This is a genomic window from Gilliamella bombicola (assembly GCF_900094945.1).
Taxonomy (GTDB): domain Bacteria; phylum Pseudomonadota; class Gammaproteobacteria; order Enterobacterales; family Orbaceae; genus Gilliamella; species Gilliamella bombicola.
In genome coordinates this window covers 389053-412152 of the sequence record NZ_FMAQ01000001.1, presented here as the reverse complement: position 1 = coordinate 412152, position 23100 = coordinate 389053, and the positions used below count along the sequence as shown (strand labels likewise).

General features: G+C 35.8%; 23 protein-coding genes. 15 read left to right on the top strand and 8 right to left on the bottom strand.

Annotated features, from left to right (window positions below):
• From tuf to nusG, 3 genes are all read left to right on the top strand, one after another.
• On the top strand, positions 1–1175 hold a 1175-nt coding region (tuf, locus tag GA0061081_RS02005), incomplete at its 5' end, for an elongation factor Tu (RefSeq protein ID WP_091346592.1).
• Positions 1176–1312: 137 nt separating this feature from the next.
• Entirely contained in the window at positions 1313–1714 is a 402-nt protein-coding gene (gene secE / locus GA0061081_RS02000) for a preprotein translocase subunit SecE (protein ID WP_091346590.1), read from the top strand.
• A 1-nt stretch (position 1715) separates the two neighbouring features.
• The gene (gene nusG / locus GA0061081_RS01995) at positions 1716–2261 is read left to right on the top strand and encodes a transcription termination/antitermination protein NusG (RefSeq protein WP_091346588.1); all 546 of its coding nucleotides are present in this window, start codon (positions 1716–1718) and stop codon (positions 2259–2261) included.
• Positions 2262–2478: 217 nt separating this feature from the next.
• Here nusG and GA0061081_RS01990 read toward each other — a convergent pair whose 3' ends face one another.
• The gene (locus GA0061081_RS01990; RefSeq protein WP_091346586.1) at positions 2479–3030 is read right to left on the bottom strand and encodes an HPP family protein; all 552 of its coding nucleotides are present in this window, start codon (positions 3028–3030) and stop codon (positions 2479–2481) included.
• A 180-nt stretch (positions 3031–3210) separates the two neighbouring features.
• Between GA0061081_RS01990 and GA0061081_RS01985 the strand changes: the two genes are divergently transcribed.
• Entirely contained in the window at positions 3211–3783 is a 573-nt protein-coding gene (locus GA0061081_RS01985) for a TetR/AcrR family transcriptional regulator (protein WP_065560458.1), read from the top strand.
• A 67-nt stretch (positions 3784–3850) separates the two neighbouring features.
• Here GA0061081_RS01985 and GA0061081_RS01980 read toward each other — a convergent pair whose 3' ends face one another.
• Together GA0061081_RS01980 and GA0061081_RS01975 are read right to left on the bottom strand one after the other, a co-directional pair.
• Entirely contained in the window at positions 3851–5773 is a 1923-nt protein-coding gene (locus tag GA0061081_RS01980; RefSeq protein WP_091346584.1) for an ABC transporter ATP-binding protein, read from the bottom strand.
• Between the two features lie 145 nt (positions 5774–5918).
• Positions 5919–7922, bottom strand: a complete 2004-nt coding sequence (locus GA0061081_RS01975; protein WP_091346582.1) for an OPT family oligopeptide transporter — start codon at positions 7920–7922, stop codon at positions 5919–5921.
• Positions 7923–8147: 225 nt separating this feature from the next.
• Between GA0061081_RS01975 and mazG the strand changes: the two genes are divergently transcribed.
• The gene (gene mazG, locus GA0061081_RS01970; RefSeq protein ID WP_209435340.1) at positions 8148–8951 is read left to right on the top strand and encodes a nucleoside triphosphate pyrophosphohydrolase; all 804 of its coding nucleotides are present in this window, start codon (positions 8148–8150) and stop codon (positions 8949–8951) included.
• Positions 8944–9384 carry a phage holin family protein gene (locus GA0061081_RS01965; protein WP_091346579.1) on the top strand — a complete coding sequence of 147 codons (441 nt, stop codon included), beginning with the start codon at positions 8944–8946 and terminating at the stop codon, positions 9382–9384. The genes mazG and GA0061081_RS01965 overlap by 8 nt, the downstream gene beginning before the upstream one ends.
• Before the next feature lie 168 nt (positions 9385–9552).
• Here GA0061081_RS01965 and GA0061081_RS01960 read toward each other — a convergent pair whose 3' ends face one another.
• Positions 9553–10041: a hypothetical protein gene (locus GA0061081_RS01960; RefSeq protein ID WP_091346577.1), complete on the bottom strand. Its 489-nt coding sequence runs from the start codon at positions 10039–10041 to the stop codon at positions 9553–9555.
• Between the two features lie 983 nt (positions 10042–11024).
• Between GA0061081_RS01960 and GA0061081_RS01950 the strand changes: the two genes are divergently transcribed.
• Positions 11025–12416 carry a hypothetical protein gene (locus GA0061081_RS01950; RefSeq protein WP_091346573.1) on the top strand — a complete coding sequence of 464 codons (1392 nt, stop codon included), beginning with the start codon at positions 11025–11027 and terminating at the stop codon, positions 12414–12416.
• A gap of 181 nt (positions 12417–12597) precedes the next feature.
• Here the strand turns inward: GA0061081_RS01950 and efp are convergent, their stop codons facing one another.
• Positions 12598–13164 (bottom strand): elongation factor P, encoded by a 567-nt coding sequence (gene efp, locus GA0061081_RS01945; protein WP_091346571.1) that lies wholly within the window; start codon positions 13162–13164, stop codon positions 12598–12600.
• Between the two features lie 34 nt (positions 13165–13198).
• Between efp and epmB the strand changes: the two genes are divergently transcribed.
• From epmB to nudC, 6 genes are all read left to right on the top strand, one after another.
• Entirely contained in the window at positions 13199–14230 is a 1032-nt protein-coding gene (gene epmB, locus GA0061081_RS01940) for an EF-P beta-lysylation protein EpmB (RefSeq protein WP_091346570.1), read from the top strand.
• 217 nt (positions 14231–14447) lie between these two features.
• Complete coding sequence (rpmH, locus tag GA0061081_RS01935) at positions 14448–14588, top strand: 50S ribosomal protein L34 (protein ID WP_025314679.1); 141 nt, start codon at positions 14448–14450, stop codon at positions 14586–14588.
• A gap of 11 nt (positions 14589–14599) precedes the next feature.
• Positions 14600–14956: a ribonuclease P protein component gene (rnpA, locus tag GA0061081_RS01930; RefSeq protein ID WP_091346568.1), complete on the top strand. Its 357-nt coding sequence runs from the start codon at positions 14600–14602 to the stop codon at positions 14954–14956.
• 47 nt (positions 14957–15003) lie between these two features.
• Positions 15004–15246, top strand: a complete 243-nt coding sequence (gene yidD, locus GA0061081_RS01925; RefSeq protein WP_091346565.1) for a membrane protein insertion efficiency factor YidD — start codon at positions 15004–15006, stop codon at positions 15244–15246.
• Positions 15246–16874 (top strand): membrane protein insertase YidC, encoded by a 1629-nt coding sequence (yidC, locus tag GA0061081_RS01920; protein WP_091346563.1) that lies wholly within the window; start codon positions 15246–15248, stop codon positions 16872–16874. Before yidD ends, yidC begins: the two co-directional genes overlap by 1 nt.
• A 52-nt stretch (positions 16875–16926) precedes the next feature.
• Positions 16927–17730: an NAD(+) diphosphatase gene (gene nudC / locus GA0061081_RS01915; protein WP_091346561.1), complete on the top strand. Its 804-nt coding sequence runs from the start codon at positions 16927–16929 to the stop codon at positions 17728–17730.
• Positions 17731–17762: 32 nt separating this feature from the next.
• Here the strand turns inward: nudC and GA0061081_RS01910 are convergent, their stop codons facing one another.
• The 3 genes from GA0061081_RS01910 to hemB form a co-directional block, all read right to left on the bottom strand.
• The gene (locus tag GA0061081_RS01910) at positions 17763–18581 is read right to left on the bottom strand and encodes a hypothetical protein (RefSeq protein ID WP_141683314.1); all 819 of its coding nucleotides are present in this window, start codon (positions 18579–18581) and stop codon (positions 17763–17765) included.
• Positions 18582–18644: 63 nt separating this feature from the next.
• On the bottom strand, positions 18645–19415 hold the full coding sequence (locus tag GA0061081_RS01905) for a transposase (RefSeq protein WP_091346557.1): 771 nt from the start codon (positions 19413–19415) through the stop codon (positions 18645–18647).
• 301 nt (positions 19416–19716) lie between these two features.
• Positions 19717–20727, bottom strand: a complete 1011-nt coding sequence (hemB, locus tag GA0061081_RS01900) for a porphobilinogen synthase (RefSeq protein WP_091346555.1) — start codon at positions 20725–20727, stop codon at positions 19717–19719.
• Between the two features lie 184 nt (positions 20728–20911).
• On the opposite strand from hemB, the gene rpsU reads away from it, so the two are divergent.
• Positions 20912–21127, top strand: a complete 216-nt coding sequence (gene rpsU / locus GA0061081_RS01895; protein ID WP_091346553.1) for a 30S ribosomal protein S21 — start codon at positions 20912–20914, stop codon at positions 21125–21127.
• A gap of 142 nt (positions 21128–21269) precedes the next feature.
• Positions 21270–23051 (top strand): DNA primase, encoded by a 1782-nt coding sequence (gene dnaG / locus GA0061081_RS01890; RefSeq protein ID WP_091346551.1) that lies wholly within the window; start codon positions 21270–21272, stop codon positions 23049–23051.
• Positions 23052–23100 lie beyond the last annotated feature (49 nt).

Below are 23100 nucleotides of genomic sequence, written 5' to 3'. Positions count from 1 at the left end.
AAAAATTTGAACGTACAAAACCCCACGTTAACGTTGGTACAATCGGCCACGTTGACCATGGTAAAACAACTTTAACTGCGGCAATTACTTCTGTACTTGCTAAAAAATACGGCGGTCAAGCTCGCGCATTCGATCAAATCGATAACGCACCAGAAGAAAAAGCACGTGGTATCACCATCAACACTTCACACGTTGAATATGACACCCCAACTCGTCACTACGCACACGTAGACTGTCCGGGCCATGCTGACTATGTTAAAAACATGATCACTGGTGCGGCACAAATGGACGGTGCTATCTTAGTAGTAGCAGCAACAGATGGTCCTATGCCACAAACTCGTGAGCACATCCTTTTAGGTCGTCAAGTAGGTGTTCCTTACATCATCGTATTCTTAAACAAATGTGATATGGTTGATGACGAAGAGTTATTAGAATTAGTTGAAATGGAAGTACGTGAACTTCTATCTCAATATGATTTCCCAGGTGATGATACACCAGTTATTCGTGGTTCAGCGCTAAAAGCGTTAGAAGGCGAAGCAGCATGGGAAGACAAAATTGTTGAATTAGCTGAAGCATTAGACAGCTACATTCCAGAGCCAGAGCGTGATATCGACAAACCATTCCTATTACCAATTGAAGACGTATTCTCAATTTCAGGTCGTGGTACAGTAGTAACTGGTCGTGTTGAACGCGGTGTAATCAAAGTTGGTGAAGAAGTTGAAATCGTTGGTATCAAACCAACTGCTAAAACAACTTGTACTGGTGTTGAAATGTTCCGTAAATTGCTTGACGAAGGTCGTGCGGGTGAAAACGTTGGTGTATTACTACGTGGTACAAAACGTGAAGAAATCGAACGTGGTCAAGTACTTGCAAAACCAGGTTCAATCACTCCACATACTGATTTCGAATCAGAAGTGTATATCTTAAGTAAAGATGAAGGTGGTCGTCACACTCCATTCTTCAAAGGTTACCGTCCACAGTTCTACTTCCGTACAACTGACGTAACTGGTACTATCGAATTACCAGAAGGCGTAGAAATGGTAATGCCTGGTGATAACATCAAAATGACAGTATCATTAATTCACCCAATCGCGATGGCAGACGGCTTACGTTTTGCGATTCGTGAAGGTGGTCGTACTGTTGGTGCTGGTGTGGTTGCTAAAGTTATTAAATAATTGAATTAAGCCTTAGCGGCAATAGAAAGGGTATCATTCGATGCCCTTTCTTATCTAGTCTGTTTAGCAAAATGTTTTTATTAAAAGAGCATTTTGGAAAATAGATATTATTATAAATAACATAATATAGGTTTTATATGCTAGTAAGTAACGAGAGTCAAAATACAAATACTATTCTAGACAAATTGAAATGGGGTTTAGTTCTAGTATTGATTGCGTTTATTGTTTGGGGAAATTTTTATTTTTCTCAACCTAATGATATATATCAACCTAATACAATCGTTCGGATTATTATAGTTGTTGTTGTTTCGCTATTAACTCTGTTTATTGCGGTCACAACAAACAAAGGAAAGTTATTTTTATCATTTCTAAATGAATCTAGAAAAGAGTTAAGAAAAGTTGTATGGCCAACTCGTAAAGAGACAACACAGACAACTTTACTTATTGCAGCTATCACAGTTATTGTTGGTTTAGCGCTTTGGGGAATGGATTCTTTATTCCGTTCAATAATCTTTTATTTAACATCAATAGGGCGTTAATATGAGCGAATCACAACAAAAACGGTGGTATGTTATTCAGGCTTATTCCGGCTATGAAGGACGTGTTGCACAATCATTACGTGAATATATCAAATTACATAATATGGAAGATGCATTCGGTGAGGTATTAGTACCAACCGAAGAAGTCGTTGAAATGAAAAGTGGTCAACGTCGTAAAAGTGAACGAAAATTTTTCCCTGGTTATGTATTAGTTGAAATGATGATGAATGATGCAACTTGGCATTTAGTGAAAAGCGTGCCAAGAACAATGGGCTTTATTGGTGGTACTTCTGATAGACCAGCACCTATTAGCCAACGCGAAGTTGATGCTATCATGAACCGTTTGCAACAAGTTGGTGATAAACCGCGTCCTAAAACCTTGTTTGAGCCAGGTGAACTTGTTCGTGTTAACGAAGGTCCATTTGCTGACTTTAACGGCGTTGTTGAAGAAGTTGACTACGAAAAAAGCCGCTTAAAAGTATCCGTTTCTATTTTTGGACGTTCAACGCCTGTAGAGCTTGATTTTAGTCAAGTGGAGAAAAGCTAATCTTTTGATATAGTTTTTTCACTGAATTAGCAGTATCTTTTACAAAACCACAAGAGTCTATCTTGTGGTTTTTCTTTTATAAAATAAATATAATGCCTTTCGAGAATTAGGGAATAATAGTTCTGTTTCTAATATATCTAATTAAAGTGAGTCGCCAAGGTAGATAAAACCACTATCGGATCATAATTTAACTTATTATTAATATAATACAGGCAATCTATTCTTTTTTAGATTTTTTTATTCTTTTACCCATATCAAAGTGATATCCCAACCAATAGTTAGGCCAACGTGCTTCGATTCCTATATTATTAACTATTAAAGCAACCATGACTAATAAAACTGAACCTATAAGTACTGGTGTTATCAAGAATGAATAGTTAGTAATTCCAGACATCATGATTAGAATAGGGTTTGCACCAGCTGGAGCGTGAACTACACGTAGTAACTGCATCAATGCGATAGATGTCCCAGCTGCTAATGCTATCGGTATAATTCCATTACTAAATAAATTAATGAACAACACACCTATAAAAGACGAAATAAAATGCCCTCCTATAACACTTCTTGGTTGTGCTAATGGAGATTTAGGTGCAGCAAATAACAAGACGCATGTTGCACCAAATGGAGCCATAATTGCTAATGTACCTCCCCACTGAGTGATTACTAGCAAAGTTAAAATCCCTAAAGCACCCCCAATAAATCCTCTCAATATAGCTACTGCGTTAGGTTTAGGTGACATCACCTCTCCTCCTTTTAATTTTTCTAGCATAAATCTCTCCTGTTTGGTTAATGTGGGATTTTAATAAAACTAGTAAGTCTATTAAGTAAACTGTATCGTTTACTTAATGTATATTTATTAACTATAAAGGTCAAACATTATTTATAATTAACTATATTAGAGTTGTTGTGATAGAATCAAAAATATTCTAGCAATTACAAATAATAAAAAATGAAATTGAAGCCTGAAATTGTTGATATGATACTTGCTGCGGCTGAATCGCTGTTTAATGAATATGGTTATCATCCTGTTAGTTTAGAGCTTATTGCAGAAAATGCAGGTGTATCAAAAAGAACATTATATAAATATTTTGGTGACAAAAATGGGCTTGTAAGTAAAGTGTTACTTAGGCGGAATGATTGTTTTAAAAAATCACTTACAGATGTTATCGCTGTTTTTTCTGAAAAAAAAGACAAAATCAATGCAATTATTTCATGGCATATAAAATGGTTTAAGAATGATAATTACCGTGGTTGTATGTTTGTACGAGCCAAGTCTGAATATAACAATAAAAGCGAAGAAATATGCGCTATTGTTAGTGAACATAAAAAGTGGATTCAAGATAGGATTTTTGAATGTCTAGGAGGCACAAAGTCATGTGAACAAGCATCTTGCCTAATTATGTTAATACTTGAAGGTATGATATCTTGCACATCCGTTTTTGGTATTGAGGGATATGATTTTGAACAGGCAAAAATGTACATCTATGATATCGTCGATAACATTGGCGAGGATAACCTATGAATTTAAATAGCTGGCTTATAGACAATGGATAGCCATTACCTCAAGCCTATTAACCGAAATGATCAATTTAATCTAAGTTAAACGATTCCAATTGTTGTTGTAATTCTAACCATTGTAGTTCTGTTTCTTCTAATTGATTTTTAAGTTGGCTTTGCTCTAGTAACAAAGTTGTAAGTTCGTTTTTTTTGCTCGCATCATAGATTGCAGGATCAGACAGTTGTTCTTCAATTTGCTTTAATTGATGGGTTAATTTATCAAGCATCTGTTCTTCTTTTTGTAACTGTTTTTTTATTGGCTGCATTTGTGCACGTAATTCAGCTTGTTTACGTTTTTGCTCTTTACGATCTTGAGCTGATATATTACTTGTATTTTCTTTTTTGGGTGAATTTATTTCGTCATTTGATTGGTTATCATCTTTTTGTGCTTCGGCTAACCATTTTTGATAATCATCAAGATCGCCGTCAAATGGTTCAACTTTATGATCATGGACTAAATAGAATTCATCGGTGGTCGAACGTAGTAAATGGCGATCATGTGACACCACAACTAATGCACCATCAAAATCAATTAGCGCTTCAGTCAATGCTTGTCGCATATCTAAGTCTAAATGATTAGTTGGCTCGTCTAATAAAAGAAGATTCGGTTTTTGCCAGACAATTAAAGCTAAAACAAGTCGCGCCTTTTCACCACCCGAGAAAGTTTTAACTGGCTCGGTGACTTTATCGCCTTGAAAATCAAATCCACCCAAATAATTACGCAGTTCTTGCTCTGTATTTTTCGGTTCGGCAAGTTGCGTTAAATGCCAAAGTGGTGATTCATCGGGGCGTAGATATTCTAATTGATGTTGAGCAAAATAGCCTAATTGTACACCTTTAGCGAGATTAATATGGCCTTCTTTAGGTGCAAGCTCTCCGGCGAGTAATTTAATAAGTGTTGATTTACCTGCACCATTGCGTCCTAATAAGCCAATGCGTGAACCAGGGACTAAATTAAGCTTAATTTTTTCTAGTATAATTTTATCATCATAACCCGCTACAACTTTTTCCATCCTTAACAAAGGACTTGGTAAGAATTCAGATGGTTTAAAATTAAAATGAAATGGATTATCAACATGAGCAGGTGCAATCAGTTCCATTCTTTCTAACATTTTTATACGGCTTTGTGCCTGTTTAGCTTTTGTTGCTTTGGCTCTAAAGCGATCGATATAATTTTGTAAGTGTGCAACTTTGAGTTGTTGGCTTTCATAAAGAGACTGTTGTTGTGCTAACTTAGTAGATCGTTGAATCTCAAATGAAGAGTAGTTACCGGTGTATTCAAATAAACTTTTTTGTTCAATATGAATAATTTTATTGACTAACGGATCCAAAAAATCGCGATCGTGAGAGATTAAAATTAATGTTCCTGGATAGTTGCTTAGCCATTTTTCAAGCCAAATGACAGCATCTAAATCAAGGTGATTGGTTGGTTCATCAAGCAATAATAAATCAGAACGACACATTAATGCCTGAGCCAAATTTAATCGCATTCGCCAACCACCAGAATAGGATTTAACCGGTAACATTAATTGTTCATTAGAAAAACCAAGACCATGTAGTAAGGTTGCCGCTCGAGCGCGAATTGTCCAAGCATCAATGGTATCAAGCTTTTCATGAATAACCGCAATTTGCTGACCATTATTTTGTTGATTAGCGATATCTAACTGTTTTTCTAATTGTCGATACTCACGATCGCCATCAATAGCATATTCAATCGCAGGGATATCTAATGCGGGTGTTTCTTGATTGACCCAAGCAAGTTGCCATTGCGATGGTATACTTAACGTGCCAGCATCTGCTTGAATTTCACCTTTAATTAGTGAAAAGAGTGTCGATTTTCCGCAACCATTTTTACCTACTAATCCCACTTTTTGTTGAGGATTAATGGTTGCTGAAGCATTATCTAAAAGTAAGTTAACGCCTCGGCGCACTTGGATTGAATCAAAAACTATCATGATATTTATGTCTATTATTCAAAATAAAGTAGGTTAATAAAAATTGTTTTAATCATCTAAAATCAGGAACGTTATAAAACAATCAATTTAAACAAAAAAGCCCTTTGTTGAAACGAAAAGGGCTTAAATTTAATTATTCGTAGGCCTATTTTTTTATTGCTGATAAAGCACGACGAATAAAGAACGTACATATACCAACAAAAACAAAGAGCCCTAAAAGTTGCGGTAACATACCTAAATCGAACGGTATTGCGAGTGGAGCATCATTTCCGCCATTGGTGATGCTAATCACAATTACAATAGCCAATAACACGCCAACTAAGCTCTCACCAACAATCAAGCCAGATGCAATTAGCGCCGCTTTACGATCAGCTTTTTGGTATTGTTCTTGTGGATCTAAATTTTGCGCTAGGGCTTTTTTGTATGCATTACGTTTAAGTATCCATGATAAAAAAGTACCAATAATAATTGGTGTTGTAATGCTTGGCGGTAAATAAATACCTAACCCAACAGCAAGAGCTGGTATGCGAAAATTAGATTTATTTTGGGCAAGAATTAAATCAATAATAATAATAACAGCGCCTAAAGCAAGCCCTATTAAAATCATTGTCCAGTCAAGTTGATGGGCAAAAATACCTTTAGCAATTGTTGTCATCAGTGTTGCTTGTGGTGCTGCCAAAACTTGAGTTGCATCCATATCAGAACGAGGTAAAGCGCCAGTAAAGCCGTAAGCGTTATATAAAATCTCTAAAATAGGCGCAATAACAATGGCACCAACAACACAGCCAAGTAATAATGCCACTTGTTGCTTCCATGGGGTAGCATTAACTAAATAACCTGTTTTTAAGTCTTGTAGATTATCATTTGAAATACAAGCTATTGCTAATACAGCGCTGGTAGTAAAGAGTGCAAGTGCTGTTGCAAAATTAGAACCTTCAATAGAAGACAGCATACCATTCGCTTCGCCTAAGCCCAATAATATTAATGAAATGACAACTACGGCAACAATTGCTATTCCTGATATTGGGCTTGCTGATGAGCCAACAAGTCCAGCCATATAACCACACGCGGCAGCCACTAAAAAGCCCATAATAAAAGCAAATAATACAGCGCAAAAAACTAATGTCCAAGCCATGCCTGCTGATAATCCACTATCGGCAATGAAGCTATAAAAAGTCACTAATAAAATAACTAACATACCACCCATAATTAATAAAATAGCTTTAGGTGATAAATCTCGCTCGGTTGATGCAATATCATTGCCAGATACATTTGAACGTATACTTTTAAATGATATTTTTAAACCTTCAATTATCGGTTTGATTAATGTCAGTAGTGTCCAAACCGCTGCAATAGCAATGACTCCCGCTCCAATAAAGCGTATATCTTTTGCCCAAAATCCCATTGCAACTTTAGATAAAGGCAGACTAGTATCATAATCGGTAATTGCACTTAAAATTGGAACGCCAAATACCCAACCAATAATAGTTCCAATTAAAATAGCAATGCCAGACATAATCCCAATCAAATAACCTGCACTTAGTAACGCTAACGAAAATCCCATAGGAAGTTGAAAAATGGATTTGCCAGCAGTAAACCAATAAGCAGTACTTTCAGATAACGCACGAAAACCATTAGTAAAAAGGCTAACAGTGGATGCAATCACGCCACCAAATAAAATATCCTTTAAACCATCATTAGCTTCTTTATTATCGGTTTTAGATCCTGCCTTCAAAATTTCAGCAGCAGCCACTCCCTCAGGATAAGGCAAATTGCTTTTAACGACCATGACATGTCGTAATGGGATTGAAAATAAAACCCCAAGCATTCCACCAGCGGCACATATTGCAAAGGTTAACCAAAAAGGAAAGTTTTGCCAGTAACCAATCATTAACAAACCCGGAAGCACAAAAATAATGGAAGACAATGTGCCTGCTGCCGATGCCTGAGTTTGCACCATATTATTTTCTAAAATAGTTGATCCAGAAAACAGTTTCAATATTGCCATTGAAATTACTGCAGCAGGGATTGCGGATGAAAACGTTAATCCCACTTTTAAACCAAGATAAACATTTGATGCAGTAAAAATGACAGTAATAAAAGCACCAAGAATGGTGCCCCTTAAAGTAAGTTCACGTAAATTATTCATATATCAATAAAGTTAATTTAATAGGGGAGTATTATATACTTAATTCGCTTTTATCGGCTAGAGGTTCCGTAAATAGCTACATTTTAGTCGCTTTTATCATTATTTTTGGTGAAATAATTAGCAATAACATCAAAATATATTGCTATTAACCTTTAAAAAAATAACCGTTTTGTTATGAAACCTTTACAATGACGCTGATCAATGACTTATTTGTGGGGGGATATTTTGAACGGATTACAGCGCTTACAAGCTATTATCAAACAACTTCGTGATCCTGTTAATGGTTGTGAATGGGATCGAGTTCAAACTTTTGCATCTTTAAAATCATATACATTAGAAGAAACGTACGAAGTACTTGATGCCATTGATAAACAAGACATGGATGAGCTAAAAAAAGAACTGGGTGATTTACTATTTCACATTGTCTTTTATGCTGATTTAGCCCAAGAACAGGGAAGCTTTGATTTAGATGAGGTATGTTTAGCGGTTGCTGATAAGTTAGTTTATCGTCATCCCCATATTTTTACCGAAAATAAGGTTGAAAAACCTAACTGGGAACAACTTAAACAAAAAGAGCGCGATCAAAAAGCACAATACTCATTGCTTGATGATATTCCCCAAGCAATACCCGCCTTAATGCAAGCTGAAAAAATTCAAAAACGCTGCGCCTCGGTTGGTTTTGATTGGCATGATATAAAACCTGTGCTTGATAAGGTAAAAGAGGAAATTGGTGAAGTTGAGCAAGAGCTTGAACAAAACAAACAAGATCCACAAAAAATTGAAGAAGAGTTAGGAGATTTATTGTTTGCTACCGTCAATTTAGCTAGGCATTTAAAGATTAAATCAGAACTCTGTTTACAGCAAGCTAATAAAAAATTTACTCGGCGATTTCAGCAAGTAGAATCGATACTTAAACAAAAAAATTTGTCTTTAATTGATGCAACGCTTGAACAAATGGAAGACGCGTGGCAAAGTGTTAAACAATTAGAACAGATTAAACTCAATAGCGAAGTGGATAAAAATGACTGAACAAAAAAATGAACTGTATCAAGAAATCGAAGCTTGGGCACAAAATGCCATTTTAAATAGCCCGACTTGGAGTATTAATCAGCTCGATTATTCTGAAAAGAGCATCACTGTTGTTGAAATGATCATCAGTGAACTGGCTGAAAAGAACTTCAGCATATCAGAAGAACAACTCAACATGATATCGCAAGAATACGGATGTTATTTATTACTCACCGCCCATAAATTATATGGTGGCGAGTTTTATTGGAACGAAGAGTTTGAACAACCCATGTTAATTTGCTGTGAACCTGATGCCATGATAGTCCTTATGACATGGAACAAGGTCAAAGGGCGCCTAGTGGGGGATAAAGCCGATCATATTGCCTATTTCCTAGATGAGTTTGGTAAAGCTACCTTTCAACCAGAAAAAGGCACTCATATAGTTTATTTATAATAAAAGTAATTATTTTTAAAGTTATTTACCAAGAAAACTAAGAAAGCAGATAAATATTAACAAACTCTAAAATATTGCTGAATTAGTTGTGTGATAGCCTCGAGCCTGTGAGGCTATACTAATACTTGGCACACTAAAAGCAACGTTATTACTGTCTAAATAACTTAATTATTCATAAATAGTTGTTAATCGAGAAAATCTTGTTCTTAATGAAATATAATCTTTTGAAAAATAATCAAATTTAACTTTAATTTCTTGGTTTATTAATTTAAATTTCATGATAACATAAGGATTAGAACTAAATTTAGCAGATAATAAATCATCATAATTAAGCCTTGATACAATTTTATTTGTATCTTGATCTGTAAAACAGATTTGTTTATTTATTCGATCAAAATACATAAAATTTTCATAGGCTCTATCGCAATAAAAATTCGAACGCACAAACTCATCCTTAAACTCACTTTTAAAAATTGTAATATGTTTATTAATAATAATATTTGTGTATTTAATAAATACCAGATAGTAAGCTAAAACGCCAATAATGATAAATGTGAGTCCAATATAATAATTTTTGAAGAAAAAGCTACAAACAGAAATAGCCCACAAAAGCACAAAACACCCGCTAGTAACTGATCTTATAATTGAAAATAACACTGACATCTCCTTTGTCTTTTGTATAGATTATATTTTGTAAGGAATATTCAATATAATCAATCTATAATTTTTATACTTAATCGTATAATAGCCTAAATATTTTGTTTTTTTTCAATGTCTACTAAGAGCGGTAAGGTTTCCAATGTTTTGAGATTTTTTGGGGGAAGGGATAAATAATATCAGTGATAATGTCCAAGTTATGTTATTTTTATGTAAAATCTTATAACGCCTAACCACATATCTCTGATTGATATGCGAACCTACTTCAGTTGTCGGCACATTCTGACGCCGGAATAATACAAATAAACATAGCATTAGGTGATAATTGAGTTTCTTTTTTTGTTAAAAGCAACTCAATTACCACCCAAAAATCGGTCAGGAAAGGTATTGATTTTATTGAAGTTTTTATTTATCTGTTTTCAAGAAAATCAACAACTTATATTACTTTGACAAAGTGCCGAAAACTAACAAACCAGCAAAACCGAAAATAGCATGCCCTATAGCAGTCATTTAACACCCAAAAATCGGTCAGAAATGGTATTGATTTTATTAGATTTTTTATTTAGTAGTTTTTATTCAAAAAAACACCACCAAAACTATTCCCCAAAACACGCCAACAAAAGCTTAACCCATCTTATTAACAAAACTTTACAAATTTTTAACAAAAAAACTGGCGCATTATTATTCAACAGGTTATAATTTCACCGCTTTTAAAGCAAGGGAACGCTCATTAGTTGAGTGAATAATTATAAAAAATTGAAATAAAACAAAAAATTAATTGACAGGTTAATCGTTATGCGCTATCATAATCGGCATCTGGCATCTGGCATCTGGCCTGCCAAACCTATGTCTTAAATCTACTTCAATTTCACCGTAGTCTAAATCAGACTCAATTCTCATTTTTATCATCGAAGTTACCGAAATCATCGAGCTTAGCGAACTCGCCAAGGCCGAAACTTTTATCTTCCTTATCAAAGTCATCGTTGCTCTTTGCACCGTTGTTGCTATTGCCGTATTCGTTTGATTCACAGGCGTTATCGGCTTATACCTCAAGGGTAATTGAAGGCTCTGCACCGTATTTAACGTATGATAACGGTAGAACCAAAGCGACAACAACCGCTGATTTACTCAGTATTACATTATCAGATAATCGAACATTTACGCCATCCAATGGTTCAAGTGCGACCAACCCCATTGTATTACCCGTCGCAGGTCAAAGTTTTACTGATATTCATATGATGGTGCCACCATCAACCAATTCTGTTAGTTTAAATGATTTAGTGACAAGTTATCATTATTGGGGCGATGATGATGGGGATGGGCAGGGAGCAAATGGCGTTACGGCAACAGGCAGTTTATCGGTTGCTATCACCGATAAAAACAACCGAACTGTGGGGCGTGGTACCGTTTTAAGTCTTTGTCATGCTCCTTATAGAGTCGTATTAAGTAGTAGTGCGGGGAGTTTAATCACACAGTACGGCGTACCTAATAGCAGTACATTCAGTGGTAGCTCGGCAACCTATTATATCACTCCACCACCATCGCCTACTATCTGTTATGCAAGGCCGAATCTGATATTTGGTGGACAAGACACCAATACATCAACTTGGGACCCAACAAAAGGTCATCTTACTCAGTCTACCGATCCTGCATCTTACAATCGTAACTTTCCTACAACGGGTGCGGATGGTTTATATTTTGATTTAAATATTGCTGGGATTGATGCAAGTCAGCTCACTTGGGTGCCTGTCACTCATGAGGGCATTACAGCAACAGTGACAAGGGTAACCGCAAATGATAGTTGGCTTCCTAATGGTTCAGAAGTCGTCACGCGTGTAACGCTAACAGGTCCAGAGGCAAGAAGTCAAAATTATATTGTTAGCTATGGCTCAATTGGCAAACCACATTTACCTGCGACATTTGAGTTAGTAGGTAGAGATAGTGGTGGTAGAGCGGTAATCAAATATGGGTTTGTATTGAGGATGTGGTTTGTTCACCGAGGATCCGTACAAGAAAACTATCAGGGTCACGCGATTAAACCTTGGTGTAGTAGTTTTGGATATAGGATTCCAATGTCAACTGAACTGGCAGGAACCCGCGGTAAGTACGGGAGTATTTCTCATCGTGTAATAGGAGGTTTATTTAATGAGTGGGGTAATGTAAGTCATTACGGCGTAGGCTTTAGTAGCGGCCGATATTGTACTTATAATAGAACCGACTCGCCTCGGATATATATTTCTCCTTCAGGCAGTATAAGTAATACTATGTTGAGATCCATTAGTAACCCTAATGATTGCTATGCCCGCCGCTATCCCGGTGGCATTAATCTTAGTGGGGTTTGTGTTTACCCTACCACTTACTTATCCCTTCAATGAGGGGAACTTTTATATGACGAAAAATAATGGGAAAACTATTAAGGCAAGTAGCCCCTAAATCTGTAGGGAGGGCATTAAGCCGATGAAGTTGGTGTATTTGGGCTGCTAAAAGTAGCCAAAAAAAGAGAGGCCAAAACCCTCTCTTTTTTTACGATAAATGCTAACTTACGCTGTGCGTTATTTATTTAACGCGTGATACATATTCACCTGAACGAGTATCCACTTTAAGCACTTCACCAATTTGTACAAATAAAGGTACACGAACAACCGCGCCAGTTGATAATGTCGCTGGTTTGCCGCCAGTTCCGGCTGTGTCACCTTTTAAACCTGGATCGGTTTCGATCACTTCAAGTTCAACAAAATTCGGTGGTGTAACTGCAATCGGTTGGCCATTCCATAATGTTAAAATACATTCTGCTTGATCAACTAACCATTTTGCATTGTCGCCAACTGCTTTGGCGTCAGCCGATAGTTGTTCAAATGTGTCGTTATTCATAAAATGCCAAAACTCGCCATCGGTATAAAGGTACGTTAAATTCATGTCAATAACGTCAGCCGCTTCAACTGATTCGCCAGATTTGAACGTTTTGTCGACTGTTTTGCCTGAAAGTAATTTTTTAATTTTTACGCGGTTAATAGATTGCCCTTTACCCGGTTTATAAAATTCATTTTCAACAATGACACACGGCTCGCCATCTTGCATTATTTTAAGACCAGCTTTAAACTCATTAGTACTATAAGATGCCATAAAAGCTCCAACTAAAATTCTGAATTACAAAAAAATGAACCACATTATACAGCAAAAAATTGAACCACAAAATAATAAAGATAAATGGATTGTTGATCTTGCCAATGTTGTGACCGATATCAATATTCTATATTCTTATTTAGAGTTGGATGCGGATACGATTTCGAGCCTGATGCAGCAGGCAAGAAAGCAGTTTCCTCTTCGAGTGCCGATGGCGTTTATTCGCCGGATGAAAAAGGGCGATAAATCAGATCCACTTTTGTTACAAGTACTTTGTCATGATGACGAGATGCTAAACGTGGATGGCTATAGCCACGATCCCTTGCAAGAGCAGGATAATGTCATTCCGGGATTGTTGCATAAATACCATAACCGTGCGTTATTAATTACGAAGACAGCCTGTGCGATTAATTGCCGTTACTGTTTTAGGCGGCATTTTCCTTATCATGATAATCAAGGCAGTAAACAGAATCTTGCTGTGGCGCTTGAGTATATTGCTAATCATCCTGAACTTGACGAGATTATTCTGTCAGGAGGGGATCCGTTAATGGCTAAAGATCATGAAATGGCTTTTTTGATCGACGAATTAGAAAAAATCCCTCACGTTAAGCGGTTGCGGATTCATACCCGTTTAGCGGTGGTAATTCCGTCGCGCATTACACCTGCGTTATGTCAGTTGTTTGCTAAAAGTCGGTTGCAATGTGTAGTGATTACTCACATTAATCACCCAAACGAGATTGATGATGATGTCGCTCAGGCGGTTTCGTTATTGAAACAACACGGTGTGACGATGCTTAATCAGAGTGTTTTGTTAAAAAACGTTAATGATAATGCCGATGTGTTGGCGATGTTAAGTGATCGGCTTTTTGATGTTGGTATTTTACCTTATTACATTCATTTGTTAGATAAAGTACAAGGTGCAGCTCATTTTTTTGTGGATGATGAGTCCGCCAAAGTTATTATGAAACAACTTGCCGAGCAAGTATCTGGCTATTTAGTGCCTAAGTTGGCACGCGAAATCGGTGGCGAAAAAAGTAAGCGTGTACTTGCTTTTACTGATGAGTGAATTGAGTTTGTTTTTGTAAGTTGTTGTTTTGTAATGTGTTTACTTTATTTAGTTTTGTCGTATCACAATAAAGTGCTAATCGAATTTATTCGTATTTATCTGTTAAAATCTCATTGACGAGAAATAAAATAGGCACTATAATTCCGACCTCTTTAATTAATGCTGTGGAGTTTTACTCTGCAACTTGTTGATAAATTAGATTTGGATATAAATCGTCATGAAACGCACATTTCAACCATCAGTATTAAAACGCAATAGAACTCACGGTTTCCGTGCTCGTATGGCAACTAAAAACGGTCGTCAAGTTCTTGCTCGCCGTCGTGCTAAAGGCCGTGTTCGTTTAACTGTTGCTAGCTGATTTAAAGTTGGGTGATTAAGCTCGCTTTTCCTCGGGAGTTGCGCTTGTTAACTCCCTTTGATTTTAATCATGTCTTTCAAGAGTCTATTCGAGTTGGCTCCCCCTTTCTTACCTTAGTTACACGAAGAAATAGCTTAGATCATCCTCGGTTAGGGTTTGCTATAGCTAAAAAGCAGGTGAAACGAGCTCATGAGCGTAATCGTATTAAACGACTGGCTAAAGAGTATTTTCGTCATCATCAACATCAGCTTCCTAATATCGATTTTATTCTGATGGCTAAACAGCCTGTTGTAGACTTAGATAACCAACAAATCGTTGAGACACTTAATCAATTATGCCAACGGATCATCGCCAAACAAAAGGGTTAAATAAATTTATATTGATTATCAAATTGCATGTTTGTGCATGTAAGGATATGATAGTTAATGTTTTTGTGTTTTTGATTCGTGTATATCAGCGTGTTATTAGTCCTTTACTGGGTCCTAAATGCCGCTTTACGCCGACATGTTCGCAATACGCAATAATTGCACTAAGACGCTTTGGGTTAATAAAAGGTGGTTGGCTAACAGCTAAACGTGTATTAAAATGTCACCCTTTACATGAAGGAGGAGAAGATTTTGTTCCTCCCAAAACTAAAACCAATAGAGAAAAACACTAATGGGATCGCAACGTAATATTTTAGTCATTGTTTTACTTTTTTTATCTTTTTTTATTTGGAAAGCGTGGGAAGAAGACCATGCACCAAAACCCCCCGTCGCTAATCAGTTGACACAATCAGTCAGTGAAGATGATTCAACCGATGGTTCAGCACAAGGTAAAACAATTACCGTTAAATCTGACGTATTGTCACTCACTATTAATACCTATGGTGGTGATGTGCAAGCTGCTCAATTGCTAAAATATGAGCAAACACTTCACTCAGGTACACCTTTTCAATTATTAACATCACGCCCTGATTTTGTTTATATTGCTGAAAGTGGTTTAACCGGTAAAGATGGTCCTGATAATGCGACTCAAGGCTCAAAACGCCCTGTCTATCAAACCGCGCAAACCGAATATGTTTTAGCTGATGGGCAAGATGAATTGCGAGTACCACTAACTTATCAAGTTAACGGCGTTACTTATACTAAATATTATGTATTGCATCGTGGTAATTATGCTGTTGATGTTCAATATGATATTAATAACCAAAGTGGTGCGCCAGTTGAAGTGTCAATGTACGGTCAATTAAAACAAACCGTTAAATTACCAGATGATATTCCAACTGAAGGCGGTAATGGGTTAGGGCAAAGTGCATTCCGTGGTACTGCTTATTCTAGTTCTAGTACTAATTATAGCAAATATAGTTTTGATGAAGTTAAAGATAAAGCTTTAACCGTTGAAACGCAAACAGGTTGGGTTGCGATGTTGCAGCACTATTTTGCATCGGCATGGGTGCCAGCGCAGGAGCAAAATAACTTGTTTTATACGCGCTCAACCGCTAAAAACTCACAAGCAACCATTGGCTTTAAAGGTGAGCCAACGGTTATTCAAGCTGGTGGTAATCAGTCTATTACTGCAAAACTATGGTTAGGACCAGAAGTTCAAAGCCAATTGAAAGAAACCGCTAATCATCTTGATTTAATTGTTGATTATGGTTGGTTATGGTTCTTGTCTCAACCGTTATTTTACTTGTTGAATTTTATCCATAGTTTTATTGGTAATTGGGGCTTTTCAATTATTGTTATTACATTTATTGTGCGTGGCCTTTTGTTCCCATTAACGCGAGCCCAATATCGTTCTATGGCTAAGATGAAGCTATTGCAACCTCGCTTACAGGCTTTGAAAGAGCGTTATGGTGATGATAGACAAAAAATGAGCATGGAAACAATGGCGCTTTATAAGCAAGAAAAAGTGAATCCATTGGGTGGCTGTTTGCCTTTAATTATTCAAATGCCGATTTTCTTGTCATTGTTCTATATGTTAGGCAATACAGTTGAACTACGTCATGCTCCATTTGCTCTTTGGATTCATGACTTGTCAGCACAAGACCCATATTATATTCTGCCATTATTGATGGGTGGTACCATGTTCTTAATTCAGAAGATGTCACCAACACCAGTCACAGATCCGTTACAACAAAAATTGATGACTTATATGCCATTAATCTTTACGGTATTTTTCTTGTGGTTCCCATCGGGATTGGTTTTATATTATATCGTTAGTAACTTGTTCACAATTGCTCAGCAACGTATTATCTACTGGGAACTTGAAAAAAAGGGACTTCACGAGAAGAAAAAGAAATAGTATAAATAAAGGAGGGGTAAAATCCTCCTTTTTTATTTTGGGTGTTAATAGTATGAATATACAGCAACAATTTAATTTAACGGGTAATGAAACCGGCTACTGGTTTGTTAGTGCCAATGGTCGGTTATGGTTGCCTAATGGCGAGGTGCCTGTTGGTTGTGCTAGAGAATTTGGTTTTACTAACCAACTTGCTCAGCCAATCGGTGAATGGAATGGGCAAATAGCTTGGCTGATTTGTCATGAAATAAAAAATGCGATGAGTTCAATTCGTCCATTACTTAATAGCACTGATCCCTCATTATTTAATATGGCTGGTCGGGCTGTGCAACTTGCTGAGTTTTACCGCTCACATAAATATTGTGGATATTGTGGGCATGAAATGTATCTCAGTAACACGGAATGGTGCTGTATGTGTGACCATTGTAAAGAGCGTTATTATCCACAAATTTCGCCATCGATTATTGTGGCAATTCGTCATAATAATAGAATTTTGTTAGCTAAGCACGTTAGGCATAATCAAGATAACTTATATACTGTTTTGGCTGGTTTTACTGAAATTGGTGAAACCATGGAAACGGCAGTTGAACGTGAAGTCTTTGAAGAGTCGAAGATTAAAATTAAAAATATTCGCTATGTTGGCTCACAACCTTGGCCTTTTCCAAATTCGCTTATGATGGCTTATTTAGCTGATTATGATAGCGGTGACATAGTGGTAGATAAAAACGAGCTTATTGAAGCAAACTGGTACCATTATACACAGTTACCTAAAATCCCAGAGTATGGCACCATTGCAAGACGTTTAATTGAAGATACGATTGTTCTATGTCGTGAATATGATGAATTCGGTGAAAATTAACCATATTCACTTAAGTATCAATAGGCGTAGGTCTATTGATATTCAATCGTACGAGTTAGCTCAACCGTTTCGGATTCAACCCCTGTTTTGACACAAACAGCCTTGGTCCAATCTTGATTTTCATTGTAGTTAGTGTAAGTACAGGTTTCGGTTAATTCGACTTCTTGTTCATTTTTATTATTAATGATGATCTCACCATTTGATGTTAACTTGTATGTTTTGAGAATGGTTTTTTCTATTTGGTTGTTTTCGTTATAAATGATCTCTTTTTCTTGCGCTAAAATTGGGAATTTTGTTTTCTCATCGACTGGAACATATGCATTATATAAAATAAGCTCTACATGGTCATTTTCATAAATAATTTTGTTGTTAAAAATGACGTTATTTTCTGCAAAATGGGACAAAGTTGTTTCAACTAAATGGCCTTGTTCATCAAACTCAGAATTTTCGACAATATCACCGTCATTGTTTTTCATTCCAAGAATATTTTTTTGTGCATCAAAAATAATATCGTATTGCTCTCGGTTATTACCATAAATGTATTTAGCTGTATCATAATTGACTTCGCCATACAGTCCGTCTAAATCATAATTAGCAACATAACCTTGTGCGTTATAGTTAATGACTTTATTTGATGAGGCTCCCGTTATTTTTTGTTGTTTAATTAATTTGCTATTTGGTAATAGCTCGGGTTCAGTATGAAAAAGATAACTATTAATGACAGTTGTTGCTAACTGCTGAGATGATTTTTCTGATATTTTTTCATCCGGTTTTTTTTTATCGTCACAACCGCTAATTAATAATGTACTGCTAATAACGCATATGTATAAAAATAGACTATTCTTTTTCATAAAGCTCATCCCTATTTATCCTATTGTTTGAAAATATTAATAATAAAACGTTAAACTAAGTAGTTATTTATGCCTACACCAAATGGCAAGTGCTTCACAATGCCAATCTTTCATCATGTTGCACCAAATGTAACGCCATTTACGAATAGTATCGTTGTGAAAATTGAGCGTTTTTTCTATTTGTACGTTATTAGCACCAGAAACCAGAAGTTCAATAAATTGTAACCATAATTCAGGTTTTGGCATGCGGTTCAAACGAGTATTGCTTAAAGTGTTAAAACTATGTCGGCAGCGTTTACAGCGATAGCAAGTTCGAGATCCGACTTTGGTTGTTTCATTGGAACCACAATGTATGCAAATTGGATTTTGCTCATTTAATAAAGTGGTTACTTTTTCTTTTATGGTTTTATATTGTTCTGCTAAAGTTGGAATTAATGTAGTTTGCTTTTGATGAGTATACCACTTCTGTAATGAAGGGTAGTGGATCTGAAGATAATTAATTATTGCACGCTCTCGACGCATTACTTTTTCGATTGAAATTTCAAGACTTTTAGCAATATTGGGATAACTAATATTTTTTATACGACTAGTGAAAATCACTTCTAACCAATTAAATGGTGCAAGGCGATTGAAAGGAGTATTGGTTGAAACGGTAAAATATTTATGACAGTCTTTACAGCGGTATGTTTTAGTCGGTTGTGAACGGATTGAATAAAACTTTGTATTTTTGCAAAACGGACAAACGTCTACATGTTGTGATATTATTTTTTCTAGGACATGATGAAATGCTTTTAATTCGTCATGTAATTCGTTTGGTACAAGTTCATAAATCATTTTTATTCTCTTATTACTTATCCTAGCAAATGTTATCAACACTTTACTATAAACATATGGCTTTCTTGATGCTATTCTACACGTTTTACGGAAAACGTATTCTTAAAACTGTTTTAATATTAACCTATTTTTAAATTTTTGAAATTAATAAAAATGGGTAAATGCATGAATGCTAAATACGTTTATATAGCAATTAAATTGCCTCCTTACTTATTTTTTGCTTATAGTCTTAGGCGCACGTTTATTTAGGTGAAGCTTATTAAAATAAAAAGCGCCTTTTCCATTATTTAAATAAACTTTGTTATTGTTGATGTAACCATTCAGCCACTTGTTTGGCAAAATAAGTTAAAACACCATCGGCTCCAGCACGTTTAAAGCAAAGTAAAGATTCCATAATGGCTGACTTTTCATTTAACCAACCGTTTTGAATTGCTGCTGTTAACATGGCATACTCGCCAGAAACTTGATAGGCAAAAGTAGGAACAGCAAAGGTTTCTTTCACTCTTTGCACGATATCAAGATAAGGCATGCCTGGTTTAACCATGACCATATCTGCACCTTCGCTTAAATCTTGATAGATTTCTTGTAATGCTTCATTGCTATTAGCGGGATCGAGCTGATAAGTTTTTTTATTGCCACCTTTAATATTTTTGGCAGAGCCGACAGCATCACGGAAAGGACCGTAAAAACAAGAGGCATATTTGGCTGAATAAGCCATAATTTGGGTGTTAACAAAACCGTGTTTTTCTAGTTCATGACGTATTGCTCCAATGCGTCCATCCATCATATCGCTTGGCGCAATAATATCCACTCCAGCTTCTGCTTGCATTAAAGCTTGCTTCACCAGTGTTTCAACAGAAATATCATTTTGCACATACCCTTGCTCGTCAATAATACCGTCTTGCCCATGCGTTGTATAAGGGTCAAGTGCGACATCTGTAAGTATGCCAAGCTCAGGAAATTCTTTTTTTAATGCTCGAACAGCTTTTGGTACTAAGCCATTTTTATTATATGACTCTTGTGCAAGTAATGATTTTTTTTCCGATTCAATAGCTGGAAATAAGGAAAGAACAGGAATTCCTAATTTTGCGATTTGTTCTGCTTCTTTTAATAATACATCAATACTCATTCGGTTAACGTTTGGCATTGAGGTAATCGGCTGTGTAATATTATTACCTTCAACAATAAAAACTGGATAAATTAAGTCATTGACTGTCAAGTTATGCTCTGCAACCATTCGTCGACTAAAATCATGGGCACGATTACGGCGTAAGCGACGATTTGGATATAGGCCAGTAATTAATGAAGGCATGAAAAACTCCTGTTTATTCTTAATAGCTATGATTTATTATCTGATGCTATATGTTGATTAGCAAATTAATTTTCTCTCTTACAATAATTCTATTTTTTACTTTACAAAATATATTAATTAGAGGTAAAATTGCGCACTAATTTTAATCCCTTGTGATATTAAACAAATTTGAGGTGAGAGGCACATGCCAGTAATTAAAGTACGTGAAAATGAACCTTTCGATGTAGCGTTACGTCGTTTTAAACGTTCTTGTGAAAAAGCAGGAGTTTTAGCTGAAGTTCGTAATCGTGAATTTTACGAAAAACCAACAACTGTTCGTAAACGCGCAAAAGCGGCCGCTGTTAAACGCCATGCTAAAAAATTAGAAAGAGAAAACGCTCGTCGCACTCGTCTATATTAATATTTTAAGATTATTTATACTGAAAACTTGAATTGATATTAAAATCAATTTGCTATATTTTTAATATAAAGAATTCTAACAAGCCGTATTTTTGATACGGCTTGTTTTCTTTCTATAACGCAAAAATTGGTTAAAATTCATAATGAAAGGTCATATTCCTCGCGATTTTACTTTAGATTTGATAGCTCGCACAAATATTCTTGATGTGATCGGCAAACGCGTAAAAATGAAAAAAAAAGGAAATAATTACTTTGGTTGTTGTCCTTTTCATGATGAAAAAACCGCTTCTTTTTCGCTAAGTGAAAAAAAACAAATTTATTATTGCTTTGGCTGCGGAGTATCTGGCTCAGTAGTGAATTTTTTAATGCAATATGAGCATTTGTCTTTTCCTGAAGCAATTGAAGAATTAGCTAGTATGCAGGGGATTCGAGTTCCTTATATAGACAGCGATAATAATCAAATCGATCAATCTAAACAAATTGAATCTCGAAATGTTCGTCGTGATCTATATGCATTAATGGCTAAAATCACCAATTTTTATCAACAACAATTAACATTACCAACATCGACAGAAGCCCGTAAATACCTTGAACAACGAGGATTGAATGCTGAAATTATAGCCAGGTATAAAATCGGTTTTGCACCTAATGAATGGCGGCTAACATCACAAAATGTGGTTAAAAGTCATTCTGAAACAGTGCTTTATGAGCGAGCTGGCATGTTAGTGATCAACGATAGCGGTAATCGATATGATCGTTTTCGCGGGCGGATTATGTTTCCTATCCGCGATAGACAAGGTAATGTGATTGCATTTGGTGGGCGAACCATTGTTAATGATTCAGCTAAATATATAAATTCACCTGAAACACCGATTTTTCATAAAGGATATCAGTTGTATGGCCTTTATGAGGCTCAAGAGATTAATCGTAATCCTCAGCAACTTGTAGTGGTTGAAGGGTATATGGATGTTGTTTCTTTAGCTCAATATGGTATTGATTATGCTGTTGCCGCGTTAGGCACGGCAACATCAGAAGAACATATTAAATTATTATTTAGGGCAACAGATTCTGTAATATTTTGTTATGACGGTGATAACGCTGGAAGAAGTGCAGCTTGGCGAGCACTTAATGTTCTCTTGCCTTGCTTGATAGATGGCAAAAAAATTGCTTTTGCTTTTTTACCGCAAGATGAAGATCCAGATAGTCTTGTTCGTAAAATTGGTAAAGACGGTTTTGAAAATTATTTAAGTGAAGCTTCAAATTTATCAAAATTTTTATTTGATGAGCTTTTGAAACAAGTTGATTTAAAAACACCTGAAGGAAAAGCTAAATTGAGCTCATTAGCTTTACCGTTGTTTGATCAAATTAAAGCAAAGGCATTTAGATTAAATTTATTACAACAACTTGGCAATTATTTAGGTTTACTTGATGTTTCTCAACTAGAGCAATTATTGAGTACGATTCGTTCTAAAGGCGATGAAAGAGTAAATGAAAACGTTCCTGCATCACGCATCAAATTAACTACGATGCGAGTGTTAATCGGTTTATTACTTCAATATCCTAATCTTGCTACGCAGGTTTCTGATATCAATGTGATTCGTCAGGTTAAAATGGCAGGTATTGATATTTTTATTGAATTACTTGAATTATGTCAACGTTACCCTAATATAACGACAGCACAAATATTAACAGAGTGTATAGATAGGCCTTTTTATAAGCAGTTAAGTCGCTTGTCTACATGGGATTGCCATTATCAAGATGATGAAATAGATTCAATTTTTTCACATACTTTAAAAGAGTTATATGATAATATACTCGCCCAAAGGCAAGATGAACTGATCGCAAAAGAGAGAGTCTCTGGTTTAAGCACTGCAGAGAAAAAAGAATTGGCGACCTTAATACTTGTTTTATCAAAAAAAGACTAAATATATAGGGTATATGTAGAACCCAACTAGTACTTTACATATATAATAT

What these genes read in the sequence shown, in the direction of transcription:
- GA0061081_RS01965 (WP_091346579.1), top strand. Translation starts at nt 8,944, where the DNA reads ATGACTGAACAAAAAAATGAACTGTATCAAGAAATCGAAGCTTGGGCA.
- GA0061081_RS01905 (WP_091346557.1), bottom strand. Translation starts at nt 19,415, where the DNA reads ATGATTTATGAACTTGTACCAAACGAATTACATGACGAATTAAAAGCA.
- yidD (WP_091346565.1), top strand. Translation starts at nt 15,004, where the DNA reads ATGATAGTTAATGTTTTTGTGTTTTTGATTCGTGTATATCAGCGTGTT.
- rpsU (WP_091346553.1), top strand. Translation starts at nt 20,912, where the DNA reads ATGCCAGTAATTAAAGTACGTGAAAATGAACCTTTCGATGTAGCGTTA.
- efp (WP_091346571.1), bottom strand. Translation starts at nt 13,164, where the DNA reads ATGGCATCTTATAGTACTAATGAGTTTAAAGCTGGTCTTAAAATAATG.
- GA0061081_RS01985 (WP_065560458.1), top strand. Translation starts at nt 3,211, where the DNA reads ATGAAATTGAAGCCTGAAATTGTTGATATGATACTTGCTGCGGCTGAA.
- epmB (WP_091346570.1), top strand. Translation starts at nt 13,199, where the DNA reads ATGAACCACATTATACAGCAAAAAATTGAACCACAAAATAATAAAGAT.
- GA0061081_RS01980 (WP_091346584.1), bottom strand. Translation starts at nt 5,773, where the DNA reads ATGATAGTTTTTGATTCAATCCAAGTGCGCCGAGGCGTTAACTTACTT.
- yidC (WP_091346563.1), top strand. Translation starts at nt 15,246, where the DNA reads ATGGGATCGCAACGTAATATTTTAGTCATTGTTTTACTTTTTTTATCT.
- GA0061081_RS01975 (WP_091346582.1), bottom strand. Translation starts at nt 7,922, where the DNA reads ATGAATAATTTACGTGAACTTACTTTAAGGGGCACCATTCTTGGTGCT.
- nudC (WP_091346561.1), top strand. Translation starts at nt 16,927, where the DNA reads ATGAATATACAGCAACAATTTAATTTAACGGGTAATGAAACCGGCTAC.
- dnaG (WP_091346551.1), top strand. Translation starts at nt 21,270, where the DNA reads ATGAAAGGTCATATTCCTCGCGATTTTACTTTAGATTTGATAGCTCGC.
- nusG (WP_091346588.1), top strand. Translation starts at nt 1,716, where the DNA reads ATGAGCGAATCACAACAAAAACGGTGGTATGTTATTCAGGCTTATTCC.
- GA0061081_RS01990 (WP_091346586.1), bottom strand. Translation starts at nt 3,030, where the DNA reads ATGCTAGAAAAATTAAAAGGAGGAGAGGTGATGTCACCTAAACCTAAC.
- GA0061081_RS01910 (WP_141683314.1), bottom strand. Translation starts at nt 18,581, where the DNA reads ATGAAAAAGAATAGTCTATTTTTATACATATGCGTTATTAGCAGTACA.
- rpmH (WP_025314679.1), top strand. Translation starts at nt 14,448, where the DNA reads ATGAAACGCACATTTCAACCATCAGTATTAAAACGCAATAGAACTCAC.
- secE (WP_091346590.1), top strand. Translation starts at nt 1,313, where the DNA reads ATGCTAGTAAGTAACGAGAGTCAAAATACAAATACTATTCTAGACAAA.
- hemB (WP_091346555.1), bottom strand. Translation starts at nt 20,727, where the DNA reads ATGCCTTCATTAATTACTGGCCTATATCCAAATCGTCGCTTACGCCGT.